A 16,972-nucleotide genomic window follows, 5' to 3' on the forward strand; every position below is an offset into this window, starting at 1 on the left:
TGTCGAGCACGCAGGCCACCGGGCGCAGCCGCCGTGCGGCGGCCAGCCCGGCCTCGCCGTCACGTTCCAGGTGTACGCCGAACCCGTCCCGGGTCAGGTAGAGCCGGACCAGGTCGGCGATGGCGGGCTCGTCCTCCACCACGAGGACGAGCCCGGGCGGGGCGGCGGTGGTCACCGGCCCATGATGACCGACGGTCGACCGCCCGGCCGGTCAGGAAATGTTCGGATCCGGTAAGGAAGGCGTCAGCGGGCCGGCGCCGGCCGGAGCACTGTGGGCCGGGCGCTCGCCGGCGGCTCGCCGATCGTGGCGACGACCCGCTCGGCCGGAGCCCGCAGCCGGGTACGGAAGGCGTGGTTGAGCAGCGTGTCGAGCTGCCACACCTGCTTCGGGTGGTGGGTACGGATGACGAAACGCTCCCTCGCCCCGTCGATGGCGGTCGCTGCCAGCTCCACACTGTGCGCACGGGGGTCGGGGCTCCACGTCACGTTGCTCAGCTCGCGCAGCTCCGTGTTGAGGTGCAGGCGCAGCCGGTGCAGCACCCGGGTCTGCCGGGTGACCACCAGGCGGCGGTGGGTGAGCAGCATCAGGTAGTCGCCGCCGACCGGGTCGTCCGGGCGGCTGCACCGGGTGACCAGGATGGTGGCGTCGCCGGAGCCGACGCACCGGCGGAACACCGGCATGTGCCGGGTGACGGTCTGGGTCGCCAGGCCGGTCTCGGCGGCGGCCGGAAGGAACGTTCGCGAGAACACGTCCATGCCCGGTCCAACGACGCGATGACCAGGGGTGATATGGGTCACGCCCGATTTCTGGAACTTCCACACGTGCAAGTCGCACCTGCGGTGCGACACCGGCGGCCGGTCGGATCAGAGCAGCTCGACGATGGTGGCGTTGGCCATCCCGCCGCCCTCGCACATGGTCTGCAGGCCGTAGCGGATGCCGTTGTCCCGCATGTGCTGGAGCATCGTGGTCATGATCCGCGCGCCGGACCCGCCGAGCGGGTGACCGAGCGCGATCGCCCCGCCCCGGGGGTTGAGCCGCTCCGGGTCCGCCTCGGTCTCGGCCAGCCAGGCCAGCGGCACCGGGGCGAACGCCTCGTTCACCTCGTACACGCCGATCTCCTCGATGCCCAGCCCCGCGCGGCGCAGCGCCTTCGCGGTGGCCGGGATGGGCGCGGTGAGCATGGTGACCGGGTCGTCGGCGGCGACCACTGCGGTGTGCACCCGGGCCAGCGGGCGCAGGCCGTGCCGGCTGGCCCACTCGGCGGTGGTGACCGCGAGCGCGGCGGCGCCGTCGGAGATCTGCGACGCGGAACCGGCGGTGACCACGCCGTCGGCGCGGAACGGGGTGGCCAGCTCGCCCAGCTTGGCCAGCGAGGTGTCGCGGCGGATGCCCTCGTCGGCGGAGAACTTGCCGCCGTCGGCGAGCGCCACCGGCGCCAGCTCGGCCTCGAACGCGCCCGCGTCCTGCGCGGCTGCCGCCTTCTCGTGGCTGGCCAGGGCGAACTCGTCCAGCTGGGTACGCGAGAAGCGCCACCGCTGGGCGATCAGCTCGGCCCCGACGCCCTGGTTGAACGGCAGCGGAGAATCCGCCGCGACGCCCTCGACACCCCGGTAGCGCTCCAGGATCGCCGCGCTGAACGGCATCCCGCCGGCGACGCTGGACCCCATCGGCACCCGGGTCATCGACTCGACGCCACCGGCCACCACCAGGTCGGCCTGGCCGGCGAGAACAGTGGCGGCGGCGAAGTGCAGCGCCTGCTGGCTCGACCCGCACTGACGGTCGAGCGTGGTGCCCGGGACGGACTCCGGCCAGCCGGCGGCCAGCACCGCGTTGCGGGCCACGTTCCAGGACTGCTCGCCGACCTGCGACACACAGCCCCAGATCACGTCGTCGACCAGGCCGGGGTCGATGCCGGTGCGCTCGGCGAGCGCACGCAGCACGTGCGCCGAGAGGTCGACCGGGTGCACTCCGGCGAGGCTGCCCTTGCGCCGCCCGACCGGGGTCCGTACCGCGCCGACGATGACCGCGTCACTCATGTCTACTCCCGGGTAACCTCGCTTGCCCCGATAGTACGTGCTGACCGGACCGGCCGTCCTCCCCCGGCGTGCGGACGGCACGGCTGGCATGCTGGTCGGATGGATCCACAGTCGCCACCGGTCCGGCAGTGGCGGGTGCCCCGGGAGGCGCCGGTGCTCAAGGCGCTCGGCGCGCTCGCGCTGCTGGCCCTGGGGCTGCTCTTCGCCGGCGGTGACCCGGTCCGCCCGGGGCTGGCCGGGCTGGCGGCGGCCGGCCTGCTCCTCTGGGCGCTGCGCGACCTGGTCGCGCCGGTCCGCCTCGCCGTCGACAGGGATGGGCTGACGGTGCTGCGGGGGTTCGCCGGACGACGCCGGCTGCCGTGGGACGCGGTGGAGGCGATCCGCCTGGAGCGGCGCGCCCGGCGCGGAATCACCGCCGAGACGCTGGAGATCGACGCCGGGGAGTCGCTGCACCTGTTCGGCCGCCGCGACCTGGACGCGCCGCTGGACGAGGTGGCGGCGGCGCTGGACGAGGCCCGCCCCGCCGCGGGCTGAGGCTCAGCCGAGCAGGGCGGCGGTACGGACCAGGGTCAGGCCGATCATCGCGACCAGCACGATCGCGCAGCCCGCCACCTGGAATGCGGTCCGGCGTGACCGGGGGGCGTACGCCAGGATCAGCGACACCACCGCGCCGGCTGCCAGACCGCCGAGGTGCCCGGCCACCGAGATGCTCGGCACGGTGAACGTGAAGATCAGGTTGATCACCAGGATCGGGACGATCGCCGAGGTGTCCCGGCCGAGCCGCCGCATGATCACGAAGATCGCGGCGAAGAGGCCGAAGACGGCGGTCGAGGCACCGGCCGTGAAGCGGTTCGGCTCGGTGAACACGTACGCCGCGACGTTGCCGCCCAGCCCGGCGAGCAGGTAGAGCGCCAGGAAGCGCAGAGGCCCGAGCACCGCCTCCAGCGTCCGGCCGAGCACCCAGAGCGCCCACATGTTCAGCAGCAGGTGCAGCACGCCGTAGTGCAGGAACATGGCGGTGACCAGCCGGTACCACTCGCCGTCGGCCACCCCGCCGATGTGCCCGTCGGGGAAGCGCGCCAGCCCGAGCACCGAACCCCATTCGGTGAGCGGGGTCCCGCTGCCCATCAGGCCGCCCAGGCCACCGCCGGCCACCGCGTTGCCGCTGCGGGCCGAGGCGATGGAGACCAGCATCATCAGCACGTTCAGCGCGATCAGCGCCTTCGTGACATTGCCCTGGCGGCCGGCGGCACCGCCACCGAAGGCGGTACGCGCCGGCCGCACGCTGCGGCGTCCCTCGGCGACACACTCCGGGCACTGGTGGCCGACGGAGGCGTCCCGCATGCACTCGGTGCAGATCGGCCGGTCGCATCGAGAGCAGCGGATGTACGTCTCCCGGCCGGGGTGCCGGTAGCAGACCGGAGTGGTCGGCACCGGGTCCCCGGTGGTGTCGCCGGGCTGGCCGGAGCGCTCAGTCATGCGAGCAAAGGTACCCGCGTGTCGCTCAGGCCTGCTTGTGCTCGATCTCGACCCGCTCGATCACCACGTCCTGCAGCGGCCGGTCGCTCGGGCCGGTCGGGGTGTTGGCGATCGAGTCGACGACCTTGGCGGACTGCTCGTCGGCGACCTGGCCGAAGATGGTGTGCCGGTTGTTCAGGTGTGGCGTGGGCGACACCGTGATGAAGAACTGCGAGCCGTTGGTGCCCGGCCCGGCGTTCGCCATGGCCAGCAGGTACGGCCGGTCGAAGCGCAGCTCGGGGTGGAACTCGTCGCCGAACTTGTAGCCCGGGCCACCGCGTCCGGTGCCGGTCGGGTCGCCCATCTGAATCATGAAACCGCTGATCACGCGGTGCGAGACGGTGCCGTCGTAGTACGGCCCGCTGCCCGGCTGACCGGTACGCGGGTCGATGTACTCCCGGGTGCCCTCGGCCAGCTCCACGAAGTTGCGGACGGTCTTCGGCGCGTGGTTCGGGAAGAGCTCCAGCCGGATCGGGCCGGCGTTGGTGTGCAAGGTGGCGTAGACAGCCTCGGCCACGGGTACTCCTCACTCGTTGGTCAGTTCCTTGCGGATCCTCCCATGTGCCCGATCTGGCCATGCGGAGGCATCCGAAGGTGGAGGATGACGAAGGAACAACTCCCAGGAGGTGGGACCGTGTTTGGAATCGGGCGGCGAAAGACCCAGGGCCAGCTCGCCAAGGTGGAGCTGAACCAGGGCATCGGTCACCTGAGGCAAGCCGCCACGCACGCGGCGAAGGGTGCCGGCGCCACTGTCGGCCCGCGGGTCCAGGCAGCCCGGGGCGCCGTCGCGCCGACCGCGGTCATGGTCCGGGACCGCGCGTCCAGCGGGTTCGCGTCGACCGCCGCGGCGCTCGCGCCGGTGCTGCTGGCCGTGCGCAACGCCCGGGTCGAGGCCGCCGGTAAGGCGCAGGGTGGCCGTAAGGCGATGGCCGCGAAGCAGTCCGCGATGACGAAGAAGGCGAAGAGCATGAAGGCCGGAAAGAAGAAGCAGCGCAGGTCGCGTGGCATGACCGCGGGCCTGCTGGTGGCCGGCACCGTCGCCGGCCTGGCCGGGGCGATGGCCATGCGCCGCCGCCGCGAGCAGCAGGAGTGGGCCGAGTACGACCCGACCGGCACGCTCGGCACGACGGGCACGCTCGGCGCGACCGGCCGGGACAAGCTGGAGCCGATGCGGGAGGACGTGGACACGATCGTGGTGGAGACCCCGGACGCGAGCGCGAAGGTGACGCAGGCCGGCCCGACCGGCGCCGGCTCCTCGGCCGTGGCCAAGGGCAGCAGCGCGTCGACCGCCACCTCCGGCAGCCAGCCGGTGATCCACCCGAACGACCAGGTCCCCGCCGTCGCCGAGGGCGCCCGGGACGTCTCCGGCCGTCCGGCCGACGACATCACCAAGGCCGTGCAGGCCGGTAAGAACGCCGCGAAGGCCGGCGGTCGCCGCTGACCTCGTACCGTCGGATCAGCGCCGGCACGCGGGGCGACCCGCGTGGCCGGCGCTTCCGCGTTTACGGGGCGGCTACAGCCAGCCGTTGCGGCGGAACAGGCGGTACAGCGTGAAGGACGCCGCGAGCATCAGCGCCCACACGCCCGGATAGCCGTACGTCCATTTCAGCTCGGGCATGTTGTCGAAGTTCATGCCGTAGATGCCGGCGATCGCCGTCCACACCGCACCGATCGCGGCCCAGGCGGCGATCTTGCGCATGTCGTTGTTCTGGTCGACGGTGACCTGGGCCAGCCGGGCCTGGAGGATCGAGTTCAGCAGGTCGTCGTAGGAGTTCACCTGCTCGACCGTGCGGCTGAGGTGGTCCTGCACGTCCCGGAAGTAGCGCCGGACCTCCTGCGGCACCGCGCGGTTGACCTGCGAGGTGAGCGTCATCAGCGGGCGCTGCAGCGGCGCCACCGCCCGCTTGAACTCGACCAGCTCCCGCTTCATCTGGTAGATCCGCTGGATCCGGCCGCTGCTCTGCCGGTCGAAGACGTCCGCCTCCAGCACGTCGAGGTCGTCCTCCAGCCGGTCGGCGACCTCCAGGTAGAGGTCGACCACGCGGTCGGTGATCGCGTACGCGACCGCCCACGGGCCGTGCCGCAGCAGGTCCCGCTTCGCCTCCAGGTCGGCGCGGACCGGCGCCAGCCGGCAGGCGTCGCCGTGACGCACGCTGATCACGAAGTGCGGCCCGATGAAGAGCATCACCTGGCCGGTCTCCACCACCTCGGAGTTCTCGGTCAGCTCCGCGTGCTCGCAGTAGCGGGCGGTCCGCAGCACCAGGAAGACGATCTCGCCGAAGTGCTCCAGCTTCGGGCGCTGCTGGGCCTTCACCGCGTCCTCCACCGCCAGCTCGTGCAGGCCGAAGGTGGCGGCGATCTCGGTCATCTCGGTCAGGTCGGGCTCGTGCAGGCCGAGCCAGACGAAGCCGTCCCGCTCCTGCCGGGCGGCGGCCAGGGCCTCGGCGTACTGGGGGCGGCCGGGGCGGCGCTCGCCGTCGACGTACAGCCCGCAGTCGACGATGCCGCTGCGCTCCGGGCCGGCCGGCTGGGCGGCACGGGGGGAGCCGTCGGCGTTGAGGATGCGGGACATCGCGCGTACCGGGGCCGCCCAGGCGCGGGGGCGCAGTGCCCGGCTGCCGCCGTCGGCGCCGGCGGTTCGGTCGCGTGCCACCCGGTCCGTCATCTCTCGCCCCCTCTCCCTAGAGCTGCGGCTTGCAGGTTACGCCGACCGGCGGCAGGCGCAGCGCGGGAGCGGGACGGGCGGTGCGACGGGCGTCACGCCCCGGCGCCGGGCGGGCCGGGCCGCGTCAGGGGGGTGAGGGGCGACACGGCCCACCCGGCACCCCTTGGGGGCGGGAGTGATGCTGGGCGTGCCGTCGGCCCTGGCCGGAGCGGCCCGGCCACCGGAAAGGTGAACGACACTCGCAGCATTGTGGGCTGCTGGCCGGTCCAGCGGGAGTGCCGAACCGGCCAGCGGGGCCTTTTTGTCAGAAACCCGACAGAAAATCAGCCGCGTACGGCGGCCATCGCCTCCGCGAGACGCCGGACGCCCTCGTCGATCCGGTCCGCGGTCACCGCCGAGTACGCCAGCCGCAGCGCGTGCCGGCCGCCGTCGACCATGAAGTCGCTGCCCTTCACCACCGCCACGCCACGCTCGGCGGCGGCCGGCGCGAGCCGGTCGACCTCGACGTCCTCCGGCAGCTCGACCCAGAGGAAGTAGCCGCCGTCCGGCTCCACGAACCGGGCCTCCGGGATGTGCCGGCGCAGCGACTCGGCCAGTACCGCCGACCGCTCGCCGAGCGCCGTACGGACCGTCCGGATCGACTCCTCGATCGCGCCGGAGACGCAGAACTGGTGCACGATCGCCTGGGCCACCATGCCCGGCGAGATGTAGAGGTTGGTGGCGCGCTTCGCGATCGTCGCGATCAGCTCGGCCGGGCCGACCAGGTAGCCGACCCGCACCCCCGGGCAGACCGTCTTGGTGAAGCTGGACGCGTGCACCACCACGCCACGGGTGTCCATCGACAGCATCGACGGCAGCGGCTCGCCCCGGAACCGGATGTCCGCGTACGGGTCGTCCTCGAAGATCGTGAACCCGTACTCGGCGGCCAGGTCGAGCAGCTCACGGCGCTTCTCCAGGGAGAGGGTCACGCCGGCCGGGTTCTGGTAGTTGGGGATCACGTGCGCCAGTCGCGGCCGTACCCCGGACTCCAGCAGCTTGCGCAGCTCGGCGGTGTCCAGGCCGTCCGGCTGGATCGTCACGCCGTGCACCTCGCCGCCCATCTGCTGGAGGTTGAGCAGCGTGCGGTCGTACGTCGGGCGCTCGACCACCACCGCGTCGCCCCGGCGGACCAGGTGGTCGAAGAGGAACGCGTCGGCCTGCAGCGAGCCGTTGGTGATCAGCACCTGATCGGCCTCGACGCCGTGCTTCTCGGCGATCCACTTCCGCAGGGGCGGGTAGCCGACGGAGGTGCCGTACGCGGTGACCCCGGCGGGGTCGGCGTCGAAGGCGCGGACAGCGGCGGCCTTGAGCCCTTCGACATCGACGATGTCCAGCGAAGGCGCGCCACGGGCGAACGAGATCAGCTGCTCGGCGGTCATGCGCAGAGCCTAGGGCCTGGCCCGGCGGGTCCGACCGCCATACACGCGAAGTTCAACATGCGGGCGGCCGGGCGGGGCACCGGGTGCGTCCGGGGGATCCGAGGGCACCTCGCGACTGTCTACGATCCGACGGACGCTGGCGCCGGTCCGACCGGACGCCGAAGGATGACGGGTCGCGGCAGACCCGGGAGAACAAGGGATGAGGCTCGTGACCGAGGACGAGGCGGGACGGCTCGACGACCAGCGGTTCGCGCAGTGGCTGGCGACCGAGGCCGGCAAGGCGCTCACCGCGCTGCGGGACCGGCAGGGCTTCGCCGACCCGAAGGCGCTCAAGGACGCCGGCGACCGCGCGTCGCACGAGCTGATGACGGCGGCGCTGGCCCGCCTGCGGCCGGCCGACGCGGTGCTCTCCGAAGAGGAGGCCGACGCCCGCCGCGCATGGGCGGACGGCGAGCGCGCGCCCCGGCACGAGGCGGACCGGGTCTGGATCATCGACCCGCTGGACGGCACCCGTGAGTTCTCCGAGGAGGGGCGGGACGACTGGGCGGTGCACGTGGCGCTCTGGCAGCGCTCCGCCGCGCCCGACGGCGCCCTGGTCGCCGGTGCCGTCGGCATGCCGGCGCGGACCACGGTGGACGGTACGCCGCTCGTGCTCGGCACCACCTGCCCGCCGCCGAAGCCGACCGACGGGCCGATCCGGATCGCGGTGAGCCGCAGCCGCCCGCCCGCGTTCGTGGGCGAGCTGGTCGAGATGCTCGGTGCGACCGCCGTACCGATGGGCTCGGCCGGTGTGAAGGTCTGCGCCGTGGTGACCGGCGAGGTCGACGCGTACGTCCACGCGGGCGGCCAGTACGAGTGGGACAGTGCCGCCCCGGTCGCGGTGGCGCTCGGCGCGGGCATGCACGCGTCCCGGATCGACGGTTCGCCGCTGCGCTACAACCGCGCCGACCCGCGCCTGCCCGACCTGCTGGTCTGCCGGCCGGAGCTGGCCGACCAGTTGCTCGACGCGATCGCGCGGACCGGGGTCGAGATGCCCGCTTCGACCGTCACCGACACCCCCGGTCAGGCGTTCGGCTGAGTGTCACGGTACATACGGCCAGGTGAATGAGGGTTATCGTCGGGCAGGTATGCGTGGCGATCTGAGCCCGGACACGGGCCGCCGACAGCCAGGGAGGGTCATGCCGGCCGATCGAGAGCCGCACAACGCCTTCGGGCAGCCGACCGGCCTGTGGCCGGGTCAGGACATTCCACGCCAGGCAGGCGGCCCGTCGCTGCCCTGGCCGGAGGCCGAGGTCACCTCGTCTCCGCCGCCACCGGCCCGGACCGGCGGCGGTGACCTGCCGTGGCCGGAACGGCCGGACGCCGGCCACCGGGACGCCGCCTGGCCGCAGGACGAGCCGACGGTCCACGGTGACCCCGGCTGGGCGCCGCACGACGACGCCGGCTGGGCCGGGCCGGGTCCGGCGGGCGACGCGGTACGGGGTGCGGGCGCGGCGGCGACCGCCACCCTGACCGGGCCGCCTCCGGTGGACGCCCCGCACGATCCGGCCACCGGCGGGCCGGGCCGCCCGCCCGCTCCGCCGCTCGCACCGGGGACAACTCCGCCGCCCGGCGGCGCCCGGCGACGCTGGCGCGTGGCGGTCGCGGCGGCGCTGGCGCTGGCAGTGGCCGGCGGCGGGGTCGCGGTGGCCGCGCTGCGGCCCGACTCCGCGAACCCGCAAGCAGGCGAGGCGCCCGGATCGGTCGGCCCGGCGACCTCGATGGGCCCGGGCGCGCCGGCTACGCCGGGTGCGTCCCCGAGCGCCGACCAGGGCCTAGGTGGCAAACCCTCGGCCCGCCCGTCGGCCTCCGAGAACGCGGGCCCGGCCTTCGGCGGTACGCGGCTGACGCTGCCCGGCGCCTCGATCGGCGTGCAGAACGGGGAGACCTTCGGTCAGGCGCTGGCCCGCTCCGACCGGACGTTCGGCAAGCTGCGGATGGCCCGGATCTTCTTCCCCGGCCTGCCGCCGGCCTGGTCCGGCAGCCGGGCCGACGTGGTGGACCGGACCGTTGTGGTGTCCTTCAAGGCGGCGCCGCAGGAGATCAACACCGGCAAGTTCGACTCCCGCCTGACCTCCTGGTTCGCCTCGATCCCGCGCGAGCACAACGTCTACTGGTCGTACTTCCACGAGCCGGAGGACGACGTCGAGCGCGGCGCCTTCACCACCGAGGCGTACCGGACCGCGTGGAAGCGGGTGGCCGGGCTGGCCGCCCGGGCGAACAACCCCAAGCTGATCAACACGCTGATCCTGATGTGCTGGACGCTCGACCCGAAGTCCGGGCGCAGCTTCGACGCGTTCTACCCCGGCTCCGACGTGATCGAGACACTCGGCTGGGACTGCTACAACTGGGGCAAGAAGTGGAAGCGGTACGCCCCGCCGCAGGAGATCTACGGCCCGATGATCAGCAAGTCGAAGGCGCTGGGCAAGCCGTGGGGCGTCGCGGAGACCGGCAGCGACCTGGTGCCGGGTGACCCGGGCACCGGCCGGGCGGCCTGGATCCGGTCGATGACGAACTTCCTCAACGGCCAGCGGCCGGAATTCGTCGCGTACTACAACCAGACCGTCAGCCAGGGCGACTTCCGGCTGCTCGACCAGCCGAGCATCCAGGCGTGGAAGTCCTTCTGCACGGCCTGACCTGATGACCGGACGAGAACGGGCGGGCGACCGAGGTCGTCCGCCCGTTCCGCGTACGCGTCAGATGCCCCGGCCGCGCTTGTGCAGCGTGCGCAGCACCCGGTCGGCCTGCACCGCCCGGCTCGCCACCGCCAGCGCCAGGTAGGCGCGCGGCTCCTTCGGGTTGCGGGCCAGCGTGCGCCGCGCCCAGCGGACCGCGTCCCGCCGGTTACCCATGGCGGCCTGCGCGAACGCGATCTGACCGGCCACCCGAGCCTCGCCGTGCGGCACGGTGGCGAACTCCGGGTAGCGGCGCAGCAGCCACTGCAACGCGGTCGAGATGGTCTCCCAGCGCTGTGCGAAGTAGGACCGCTTGTGCCAGCGGACCAGCACGTACGGGCTTTCCACGTTCACCAGCGGCGCGTACCGGGCGGCGCGGAGCAGGAACTCGTAGTCCTCCGCGTAGCTGCCCGGGATCTGCTCGTCGACCAGGCCGATCGCGTCGAGCAGCGCGGCCCGGCGGATCAGGAACGTGGACGGGTGCAGCTCGGTGAGCCGGTCGCGCAGCAGCGCCTCCAGCGAGATCCGGGCGCGGTCCAGCGATCGGTCCACCGTACGGTCGTCGTAGCTGACCCGGATGCCGCAGCTCACCAGCGCGCCGTCCGGGTGCGCGTCGAGCGCCCCGAACTGGGCGGCGAGCTTGCCGGGCAGCCACTCGTCGTCGTCGTCGCAGAACGCCACCCAGTCGCCGGTGGCCGCCTCGATGCCGGTGTTGCGCGCCCCGGCCAGCCCGGCGGTACGGGTGTTGGTGATCACCCGGATCCGCCGGTCACCCCGGTCGGTCTCCAGCGACCGGTCCGGCTCGGACTGGTCGTAGACCACGATCGCCTCGATCAGGCCCGGGTGCGCCTGGCTGAGGATCGCGTCGAGCGCCGCGCGCAGCAGCTCCGGACGGTCCCGCGTCGGTACGACCACCGAGATGCTCGGCCCACTCATGCTCTCTCCACGGACTCGTCGGATCCCCGCTGGCCCAGATAGCCGTAACGGACCCGCAGGGGAAGCGTGGCCAGGCTGACCACGGCACGGCTGCGTCGCGGCAGGCGGTCGCGCCATGCCTCGTCGCGGCGCACTGTCAACGGCCCGCCGCTGAACCGCAACGGGTTGCCGGCGACGCTGTGCGCGCGGAACGGCGCGGCCGGCTCGCTCGCCGCGTCGGCCGCGTCCGCCGAGAGGATCCGCAGCGCGGCCGGGTCGTCCGGCAGGCCGGCGAAGTCCCGCACCCGGCTTACGGTGCCGGCCGGGTCGGCGGTGAAGTCCTCGTACCGCAGCCGCAGCACCTTGGCCCGGGAGGCGAGCAGGTGGAACGCCGCGTTCTGCGCGGTCCACAGCTTGCTCACCTCGAACGGCGAGAAGGTCGGCATGAAGTCCTCGCCGTCGACCACCTCGGGGCGGCGCACCTGCTTGCCCCACGAGTACGCCACCGCCCGGCTGTCCCGGACCAGGTGCAGGACCCGCAGGTCGAGCCCTTCGGCCCAGCGCAGCGCGAACGCGAGCGAGGCGTGCTTGCTGGAGTCCACCACGACCCGGGCGCCGGTCACCGCGAGCGCGGCCCGGTAGATCCGGGTGTACAGGTCGGCGTAGCGGCGCACGTCGGCGAGCTGCTCCGGCGGGAGCGCCTCCTTGGCGAGCCGGGGGATGTGCCGGGTCCGGTCGACCCGGTCCTTGAGCGCCAGCACGTCGTCCCGGTCGACCGCGTCCCAGCCGCCGAACGCCTGGTCGCCGACCTGCCGCCAGAACGGGCAGCCGGTGAACCGCTCGCCGCAGCCGCACCGCTCGTCGGCCCCGAGCGCCCGCTCCCACAGGTGCACCACCTCACCGACGGCGCACACGTCGGCACTCTGCGCGAGCAGCAACTCCAGCAGCGTGGAGCCGCTGCGGCCGAGGCCGCCGACGAAGAGGACCCGCGGCGCAGCCGGGTCCGGGCCGCTCATCCGCGCCGCCCGGCGGTCCGCTGGCGTACCCGGCCGGCGACCAGGCCGTCGATCACCGCGCCGACCCGGGCGACCGCCTCGGCGCGCGGGTCGGGGCGGCCCGGGTCGGCGGCCAGGACGAACCGGCTCGGGTCGGCCAGGCCCTCGTCCAGCGCGGCGACCAGCTCGGCCTCGGACTCGCACAGCCGCACCATGCCGGCCGCGCCCAGGCGGCGGGAGAACAGCTGCTGGTGGTTGTCGACGTGCTCGTCGTGGGCCGGGTCGCGGGGCACCACGATCGGCAGGTGGCCGGTGCGCCGGGCCTCGGTGATGGTGGCCGGGCCGCCGTGGCTCACCACGAGCGTGGACTCCGCCATCGCCTGCTGGAGTTCCTCGTGGCCGAGGAACGGGGTGGCCTCGGGCAGGGCCGGGGTGCGGCTGTGGCCGTACTGGAGGACCAGCCGGACCTCGGGCCGGGCCGCGTGCCAGCGTTCCAGCCAGCCGACCAGCCGGTCGAAGCGGTGCACGTCGGTGCCGACCACGACCAGCACGAACGGCCTGGACCGCCGGTCCCGCTGCTGGGGAATGTGCGCCATCAGAGGAGGTTCCCCACGACGGTCGCCTCCGGGTACATCCGGCGCTGCTCCTCCCACTGCACGAGCATCGCGGAGAGGAAGGGACGGCAGAGCCGGGCGGTGAGCGTCGCGCTGTCGATCCGGTCGTACACCTCGATGTAGACCGTGGGGATCTTGCGCATGCGGGCCGCCACCACGAACGGCAGGGCGACCCCGGCGCCGGTGGTGACGACCGCGTCGACCTGGCGCCGGCGGATGACCTTCAGCGCGAGGAACGCGTTGCGTACCAGGTTCTTTACGTTGCGTGTGGTGGGGTGGTGCGCCCAGACCACGTCCTCGCCGGCGAGCAGCGAGCGCGCGTCCGGGGTGTCGAAGGTTACCCATGCGCGGCGCCGATCCCGGTACCACGGTTCCAGGGCCAGGAGCTGGGCCAGGTGCCCGCCACTGGAACCCACCAGCAGGACCTGTCCCGAGTCCTCGGTTGACCCGCTCACCACAAACGTCCTCCCGTACGCGGATGACGCGTCCGGATTTTTGTGAATGCCCCTCGGACGCGTCCTGACAACCTACTGGCGGGCCCGTGGGCAACTGAAGGGGCCATTGGACGGATCCTGGCTCGCCGGTCGGCTCACCTCGCGATTCCCGTCAACGGGATGCGCGTCGACCGGCCGTCGGGCAGGTCAGCCCGGCCGCGCCCGGACCACGGGCCGGGACACCCGAACGAAGTGAGATGTGTCAGGATTCCGTCACCGCTCCGCACGAGAGCCGTCGGCGACGTCGGCTTACCGGGGGCAAGTCGGGCCCGGCACCGGGAAACCCGCCGAATGGTCAGCGCCGATCGGCCATTTCTACGCGGGCTGCCCACACCCGGGCAGGCTTACCGGAACGTGAGCAGACTTTCCCTCGTCGTTCGGATCGGGGACACTCAAGGCCACGGTCAGGTCCAGCTGTGCCGTGGACTGCCCGGCTCGGTCGAAAGGGAGCGACAGACTCTGATGCCCTCACCCCATTTGGCCGAGAGCGACGCCGACGGTCTTGCCCTGATGGCCTACCTGGGCTGGCTGCGCCGCCGTTGGTGGATCCTGCTGCTCGCCGCGGTCCTCGGCCTGGGCGGAGGGCTGGCGCTGAGCCAGGTCCAGGAGGCGCGCTACACCTCGACCACGTCGCTGCTGGTGCGCCCGCTCGGCTCGGGCGCGGAGAACAACCCCAACGCCAAGGTCAACCTCGACACCGAGGCGCAGGTGGTCCGCTCGCTCGTGGTGGCGGAGCGGGCCAAGGCGCTGATGAAGGTCGACACCGGGGCCGACCAGCTCGTCAAGTCGGTGACCGTCAAGGTCCCGCCGAACAGCCAGATCCTCCAGGTGGCGTACGAGGCGAACAGCCCCGAGGGCGCCCAGTCGGGCTCGCACGCGTTCGCCCAGGCCTACCTCGACCTGCGCAAGGCCACCGCGCAGAAGTCGCTGGAGAACGAGACGAACACGCTCAAGCAGCAGATCGCCGATCTGCAGAAGCAGTTGAGCGCGATCGCCGGGCGGATCTCGGCGGCGCCGTCCAACTCGCCCGAGCGCGAGCGGGCCGAATCCGACCGCCAGCTCGTCACCAACCAGATCAGCAACCTGTACAACCGGCTCAACCCGCTGAGCGCGGCCGGCTCCGATCCCGGCGAGATCATCTCCGACGCCCGGCTGCCGGAGCGGCCCAGCTCGCCGAACCGCACGCTCAACCTCGCCAGCGGCATGGGCGCGGGTCTGCTGCTCGGCATCGTGCTGGCGCTGGTGCTGGACCGGCTGGACACCCGGATCCGCCGCGGACGCGACATCTCCGACCGGGTCGGCCTGCCGCTGCTTGTGGAACTGCCGTCGCGCGCGCCGTCGCTCGCAGTCCTGCCGGCCACCCACCGGGCCTCCCGCGAGCTGGGCCGGCTGCGCAACGTGCTGCTCTCCGCGGTGCCCGAAGCGGCGCAGGGCGGGCGCGGGCGCCAACTGCTGCTCTGTGACGCCTCGGCCGGCGCCGCCGCCGGGTTCGTCGCCGCCAACCTCGCCGCCTCGTACGCCCGTACCGGCCAGCAGGTCGCGCTGATCACCACCAAGCCCGACTCGGCGGTGGGCGCGATCACCGGCGTGGCCGAGGGGCGGCACAGCCTCGCCTCGGTGCTGCGCCGCGACGTGCCCCCGCTCAAGGCGCTCGCGCCGGTGCCGGGGCTCGGCCAGCTCCGGGTGCTGGTGCCCGGCGACCTGGACGCCGAGGTCGAACTGCCGGTCGCCGGTCTGCTGGAGATCCTGCACGAGCTGTCCGCGCGCTTCGACCACGTGATCATCGAGACCCCGCAGCCCACGTTCGCCGTGGAGGCCCAGGCCCTGGGCCGGTACGTCGACGCGGTGATCATGGTGGCCGAGGCGGGCAAGACCCGCAGCGGTGAGATCACCGCCGCGCTCCAGCAGTTCGAGCAGGTGAACGCGCCGGTGATCGGCGCCGTGCTGGCTCCGCGCCTGCCCGAACCGCCCGCCGGCGCCACCCGCCCGGCGACGTCCGGCGGGTCGAACGCGTCGAGCGCCCCGGCTGCCCCGGCCAACCGGCCCAAGCCCCGGCCCAGCCCCGGCCCGTCCGCCGAGTCGACCATGGTGCTGCCGCGCATGCAGTCGTCCCGGCCCGCCCCGGCGAAGCCGGCCGCTCCGGCGCCGCAGATGCCCGGCAAGGCCACCCCGCCCGCCGCTGGAGGCAAGCCGGTGCCGCTCAACGGCACCGGCGGCACCTACCGCTCCCGGGGTGACGGCGACGGCCGCAGCTACGCCCTCGACTCCGGCGAGGACCTGGGGTGAACCGTCGGCAGATGCTCCGCGCCGCCATCGCCCCCGCCGTCGTCCTCGGCGTCGGGACCGGGTGCAGTGAGCCCGAGCCCAAGCCGGGCAAGGTCCAGGTGGTGGACCCGGGCGACGTCACCGCCTCGCCGTCCGCGGCCAGCGCCTCGCCGACCCTGCCCAAGGGCCCGCTGACCGGCGCTCCGGTCAGCACCCCGGCCGCGACGACCCGCCAGGCGGTCGCGGTGCCGCTGCGGGTGAGCCCCGCGACCACACCGGCCGGCCTGGACGCCGCCGACCTGGTCTACGCCGAGTTCGCCGAGTCGGACACGCTGCACCTGACCGCGGTGTTCCACTCCAAGGACGCCACCAAGATCGGCCCGGTCACCGAGATCCGGCCGGTCGACATCCGGTCGCTCACGGTGCTGCGCCCGTTCGTCGGCTACAACGGCGGCCCCACCGGCTTCCTCACCCAGTTCGAGAACTCCGACCTCAACGGCGTCACGCCCGACGACGACAGCAAGGTGTTCTCCGGCGACTACACGTCGACCGCCGCGCTGCTCAAGGCCGCCCCGAAGGGGGGCCAGCCGCCCCCTGCGCCGATCGACCACGCCACCGACGGCGAGGCGCTCGCCACCCGCGACCTCGCGCCCGCCACCGAACTCACCGTCACCGTCTCCGGCGGTCCGCCGATGGTCTGGCGGTACGACCAGGCGAAGTCCGTCTGGGCCGGCAGGATCGGCAAGGTCACCGTGACCGCCGCATCCGTCATCGTGCTGACGATGGAGTACCGCACGCTCGACGTACGCAACCCGTCCCCACGCTCGCTGCCCTCGGCGAACGTCTTCGGTGAGGGCGCGGTGCTCGCCGTGTCCGGGCCGAACAGCGCCAAGGGCCGGTGGCGCAAGCCCGGCCTGCCCCTGCTCTGCACGCTCGCCGACACCGGCGGCGACCTGCTGCGCCCCCAGCCCGGCAACGCGTGGGTCATCTACGCGCCGACCACCGCCAAGGTCTCCGTGAAATGAGCACCGCCACCCCGCCTCGTACCGCGCGCGGGTCGGTTCCGCTCGCCGCGGTGTCACCCGGCGGGAACCGCCTCCGCCCGGTGCGGGTACGGCCGGAGGGCTGGTCGTGGCGGCTGCCGACGGCATGGCCGCTGATCGCGGTCTTCCTGCTGTACCCGCTGTGGTGGGTGCTCGGCGTGTCGAGCTTCGTGTTCGTCATCTTCGCGGTGCCGATGGTGGCGCAGATGCGCAAACGCGGCCCGGTCCGGGTGCCGCCCGGCTTCGGGATCTGGATGGTCCTGCTGCTCTGGGTGTTCCTGTCCGTGCTCACCC

At 73.2% G+C, this 16,972-nt stretch carries 16 protein-coding genes and 2 pseudogenes; 7 read left to right on the forward strand and 11 right to left on the reverse strand.

The window, feature by feature from the left end; all coding sequences use genetic code 11:
* The 3 genes and pseudogenes from KBX39_RS05085 to KBX39_RS05095 all read right to left on the reverse strand — a co-directional run.
* Positions 1-175, reverse strand: a pseudogene (locus KBX39_RS05085) (DNA-binding response regulator); the annotation flags it as partial.
* A gap of 68 nt (positions 176-243) precedes the next feature.
* Positions 244-756: a hypothetical protein gene (locus tag KBX39_RS05090; protein WP_064448114.1), complete on the reverse strand. Its 513-nt coding sequence runs from the start codon at positions 754-756 to the stop codon at positions 244-246.
* A 108-nt stretch (positions 757-864) separates the two neighbouring features.
* On the reverse strand, positions 865-2,037 hold the full coding sequence (locus KBX39_RS05095; protein WP_210869374.1) for an acetyl-CoA C-acyltransferase: 1,173 nt from the start codon (positions 2,035-2,037) through the stop codon (positions 865-867).
* Between the two features lie 99 nt (positions 2,038-2,136).
* Here KBX39_RS05095 and KBX39_RS05100 point away from each other — a divergent pair, with 99 nt between their 5' ends.
* Positions 2,137-2,571, forward strand: coding sequence for a PH domain-containing protein (locus tag KBX39_RS05100; protein ID WP_210869376.1), 435 nt, complete (start codon positions 2,137-2,139; stop codon positions 2,569-2,571).
* Between the two features lie 3 nt (positions 2,572-2,574).
* On the opposite strand, the gene KBX39_RS05105 is transcribed toward KBX39_RS05100, so the two are convergent.
* Both KBX39_RS05105 and KBX39_RS05110 read right to left on the reverse strand, forming a co-directional pair.
* Positions 2,575-3,516, reverse strand: coding sequence for a rhomboid family intramembrane serine protease (locus KBX39_RS05105; protein ID WP_064448112.1), 942 nt, complete (start codon positions 3,514-3,516; stop codon positions 2,575-2,577).
* A gap of 25 nt (positions 3,517-3,541) precedes the next feature.
* The gene (locus KBX39_RS05110; RefSeq protein WP_030499381.1) at positions 3,542-4,072 is read right to left on the reverse strand and encodes a peptidylprolyl isomerase; all 531 of its coding nucleotides are present in this window, start codon (positions 4,070-4,072) and stop codon (positions 3,542-3,544) included.
* Positions 4,073-4,156: 84 nt separating this feature from the next.
* Here KBX39_RS05110 and KBX39_RS05115 point away from each other — a divergent pair, with 84 nt between their 5' ends.
* A complete protein-coding gene (locus KBX39_RS05115; protein WP_174535724.1) occupies positions 4,157-4,996 on the forward strand; it encodes a hypothetical protein in 840 nt (279 codons plus the stop codon).
* Between the two features lie 72 nt (positions 4,997-5,068).
* On the opposite strand, the gene corA is transcribed toward KBX39_RS05115, so the two are convergent.
* A complete protein-coding gene (gene corA / locus KBX39_RS05120) occupies positions 5,069-6,220 on the reverse strand; it encodes a magnesium/cobalt transporter CorA (RefSeq protein WP_043327771.1) in 1,152 nt (383 codons plus the stop codon).
* 323 nt (positions 6,221-6,543) lie between these two features.
* Positions 6,544-7,638, reverse strand: coding sequence for a PLP-dependent aminotransferase family protein (locus KBX39_RS05125; protein WP_030499384.1), 1,095 nt, complete (start codon positions 7,636-7,638; stop codon positions 6,544-6,546).
* 199 nt (positions 7,639-7,837) lie between these two features.
* Between KBX39_RS05125 and KBX39_RS05130 the strand changes: the two genes are divergently transcribed.
* Positions 7,838-8,716: a 3'(2'),5'-bisphosphate nucleotidase CysQ gene (locus KBX39_RS05130; RefSeq protein WP_043327770.1), complete on the forward strand. Its 879-nt coding sequence runs from the start codon at positions 7,838-7,840 to the stop codon at positions 8,714-8,716.
* Between the two features lie 100 nt (positions 8,717-8,816).
* On the forward strand, positions 8,817-10,313 hold the full coding sequence (locus KBX39_RS05135) for a hypothetical protein (protein ID WP_064448111.1): 1,497 nt from the start codon (positions 8,817-8,819) through the stop codon (positions 10,311-10,313).
* Between the two features lie 60 nt (positions 10,314-10,373).
* Here the strand turns inward: KBX39_RS05135 and KBX39_RS05140 are convergent, their stop codons facing one another.
* Genes KBX39_RS05140 through KBX39_RS05155 form a run of 4 tightly spaced genes read right to left on the reverse strand, consistent with a single transcriptional unit; the run spans position 10,374 to position 13,334 of the window.
* Positions 10,374-11,288, reverse strand: coding sequence for a glycosyltransferase family 2 protein (locus KBX39_RS05140; RefSeq protein ID WP_013289266.1), 915 nt, complete (start codon positions 11,286-11,288; stop codon positions 10,374-10,376).
* Entirely contained in the window at positions 11,285-12,283 is a 999-nt protein-coding gene (locus KBX39_RS05145) for a sulfotransferase (protein WP_043327767.1), read from the reverse strand. Before KBX39_RS05145 ends, KBX39_RS05140 begins: the two co-directional genes overlap by 4 nt.
* Positions 12,280-12,858: a glycosyltransferase gene (locus KBX39_RS05150; protein WP_043327766.1), complete on the reverse strand. Its 579-nt coding sequence runs from the start codon at positions 12,856-12,858 to the stop codon at positions 12,280-12,282. Before KBX39_RS05150 ends, KBX39_RS05145 begins: the two co-directional genes overlap by 4 nt.
* On the reverse strand, positions 12,858-13,334 hold the full coding sequence (locus KBX39_RS05155) for a polysaccharide biosynthesis protein (protein ID WP_030499390.1): 477 nt from the start codon (positions 13,332-13,334) through the stop codon (positions 12,858-12,860). The genes KBX39_RS05150 and KBX39_RS05155 overlap by 1 nt, the downstream gene beginning before the upstream one ends.
* Positions 13,335-13,832: 498 nt before the next feature.
* Here KBX39_RS05155 and KBX39_RS05160 point away from each other — a divergent pair, with 498 nt between their 5' ends.
* From KBX39_RS05160 to KBX39_RS05170, 3 genes and pseudogenes are all read left to right on the forward strand, one after another.
* Complete coding sequence (locus tag KBX39_RS05160) at positions 13,833-15,656, forward strand: Wzz/FepE/Etk N-terminal domain-containing protein (RefSeq protein ID WP_064448110.1); 1,824 nt, start codon at positions 13,833-13,835, stop codon at positions 15,654-15,656.
* Positions 15,653-16,660: a DUF3048 domain-containing protein gene (locus tag KBX39_RS05165; RefSeq protein WP_210869378.1), complete on the forward strand. Its 1,008-nt coding sequence runs from the start codon at positions 15,653-15,655 to the stop codon at positions 16,658-16,660. Before KBX39_RS05160 ends, KBX39_RS05165 begins: the two co-directional genes overlap by 4 nt.
* Positions 16,657-16,972 (forward strand): annotated as a pseudogene (locus tag KBX39_RS05170) (O-antigen ligase domain-containing protein); the annotation flags it as partial. The gene KBX39_RS05165 and the pseudogene KBX39_RS05170, both read left to right, overlap by 4 nt.

It is taken from the genome of Micromonospora sp. D75 (assembly GCF_018070405.1).
Taxonomy (GTDB): Bacteria; Actinomycetota; Actinomycetes; order Mycobacteriales; family Micromonosporaceae; genus Micromonospora; species Micromonospora chalcea.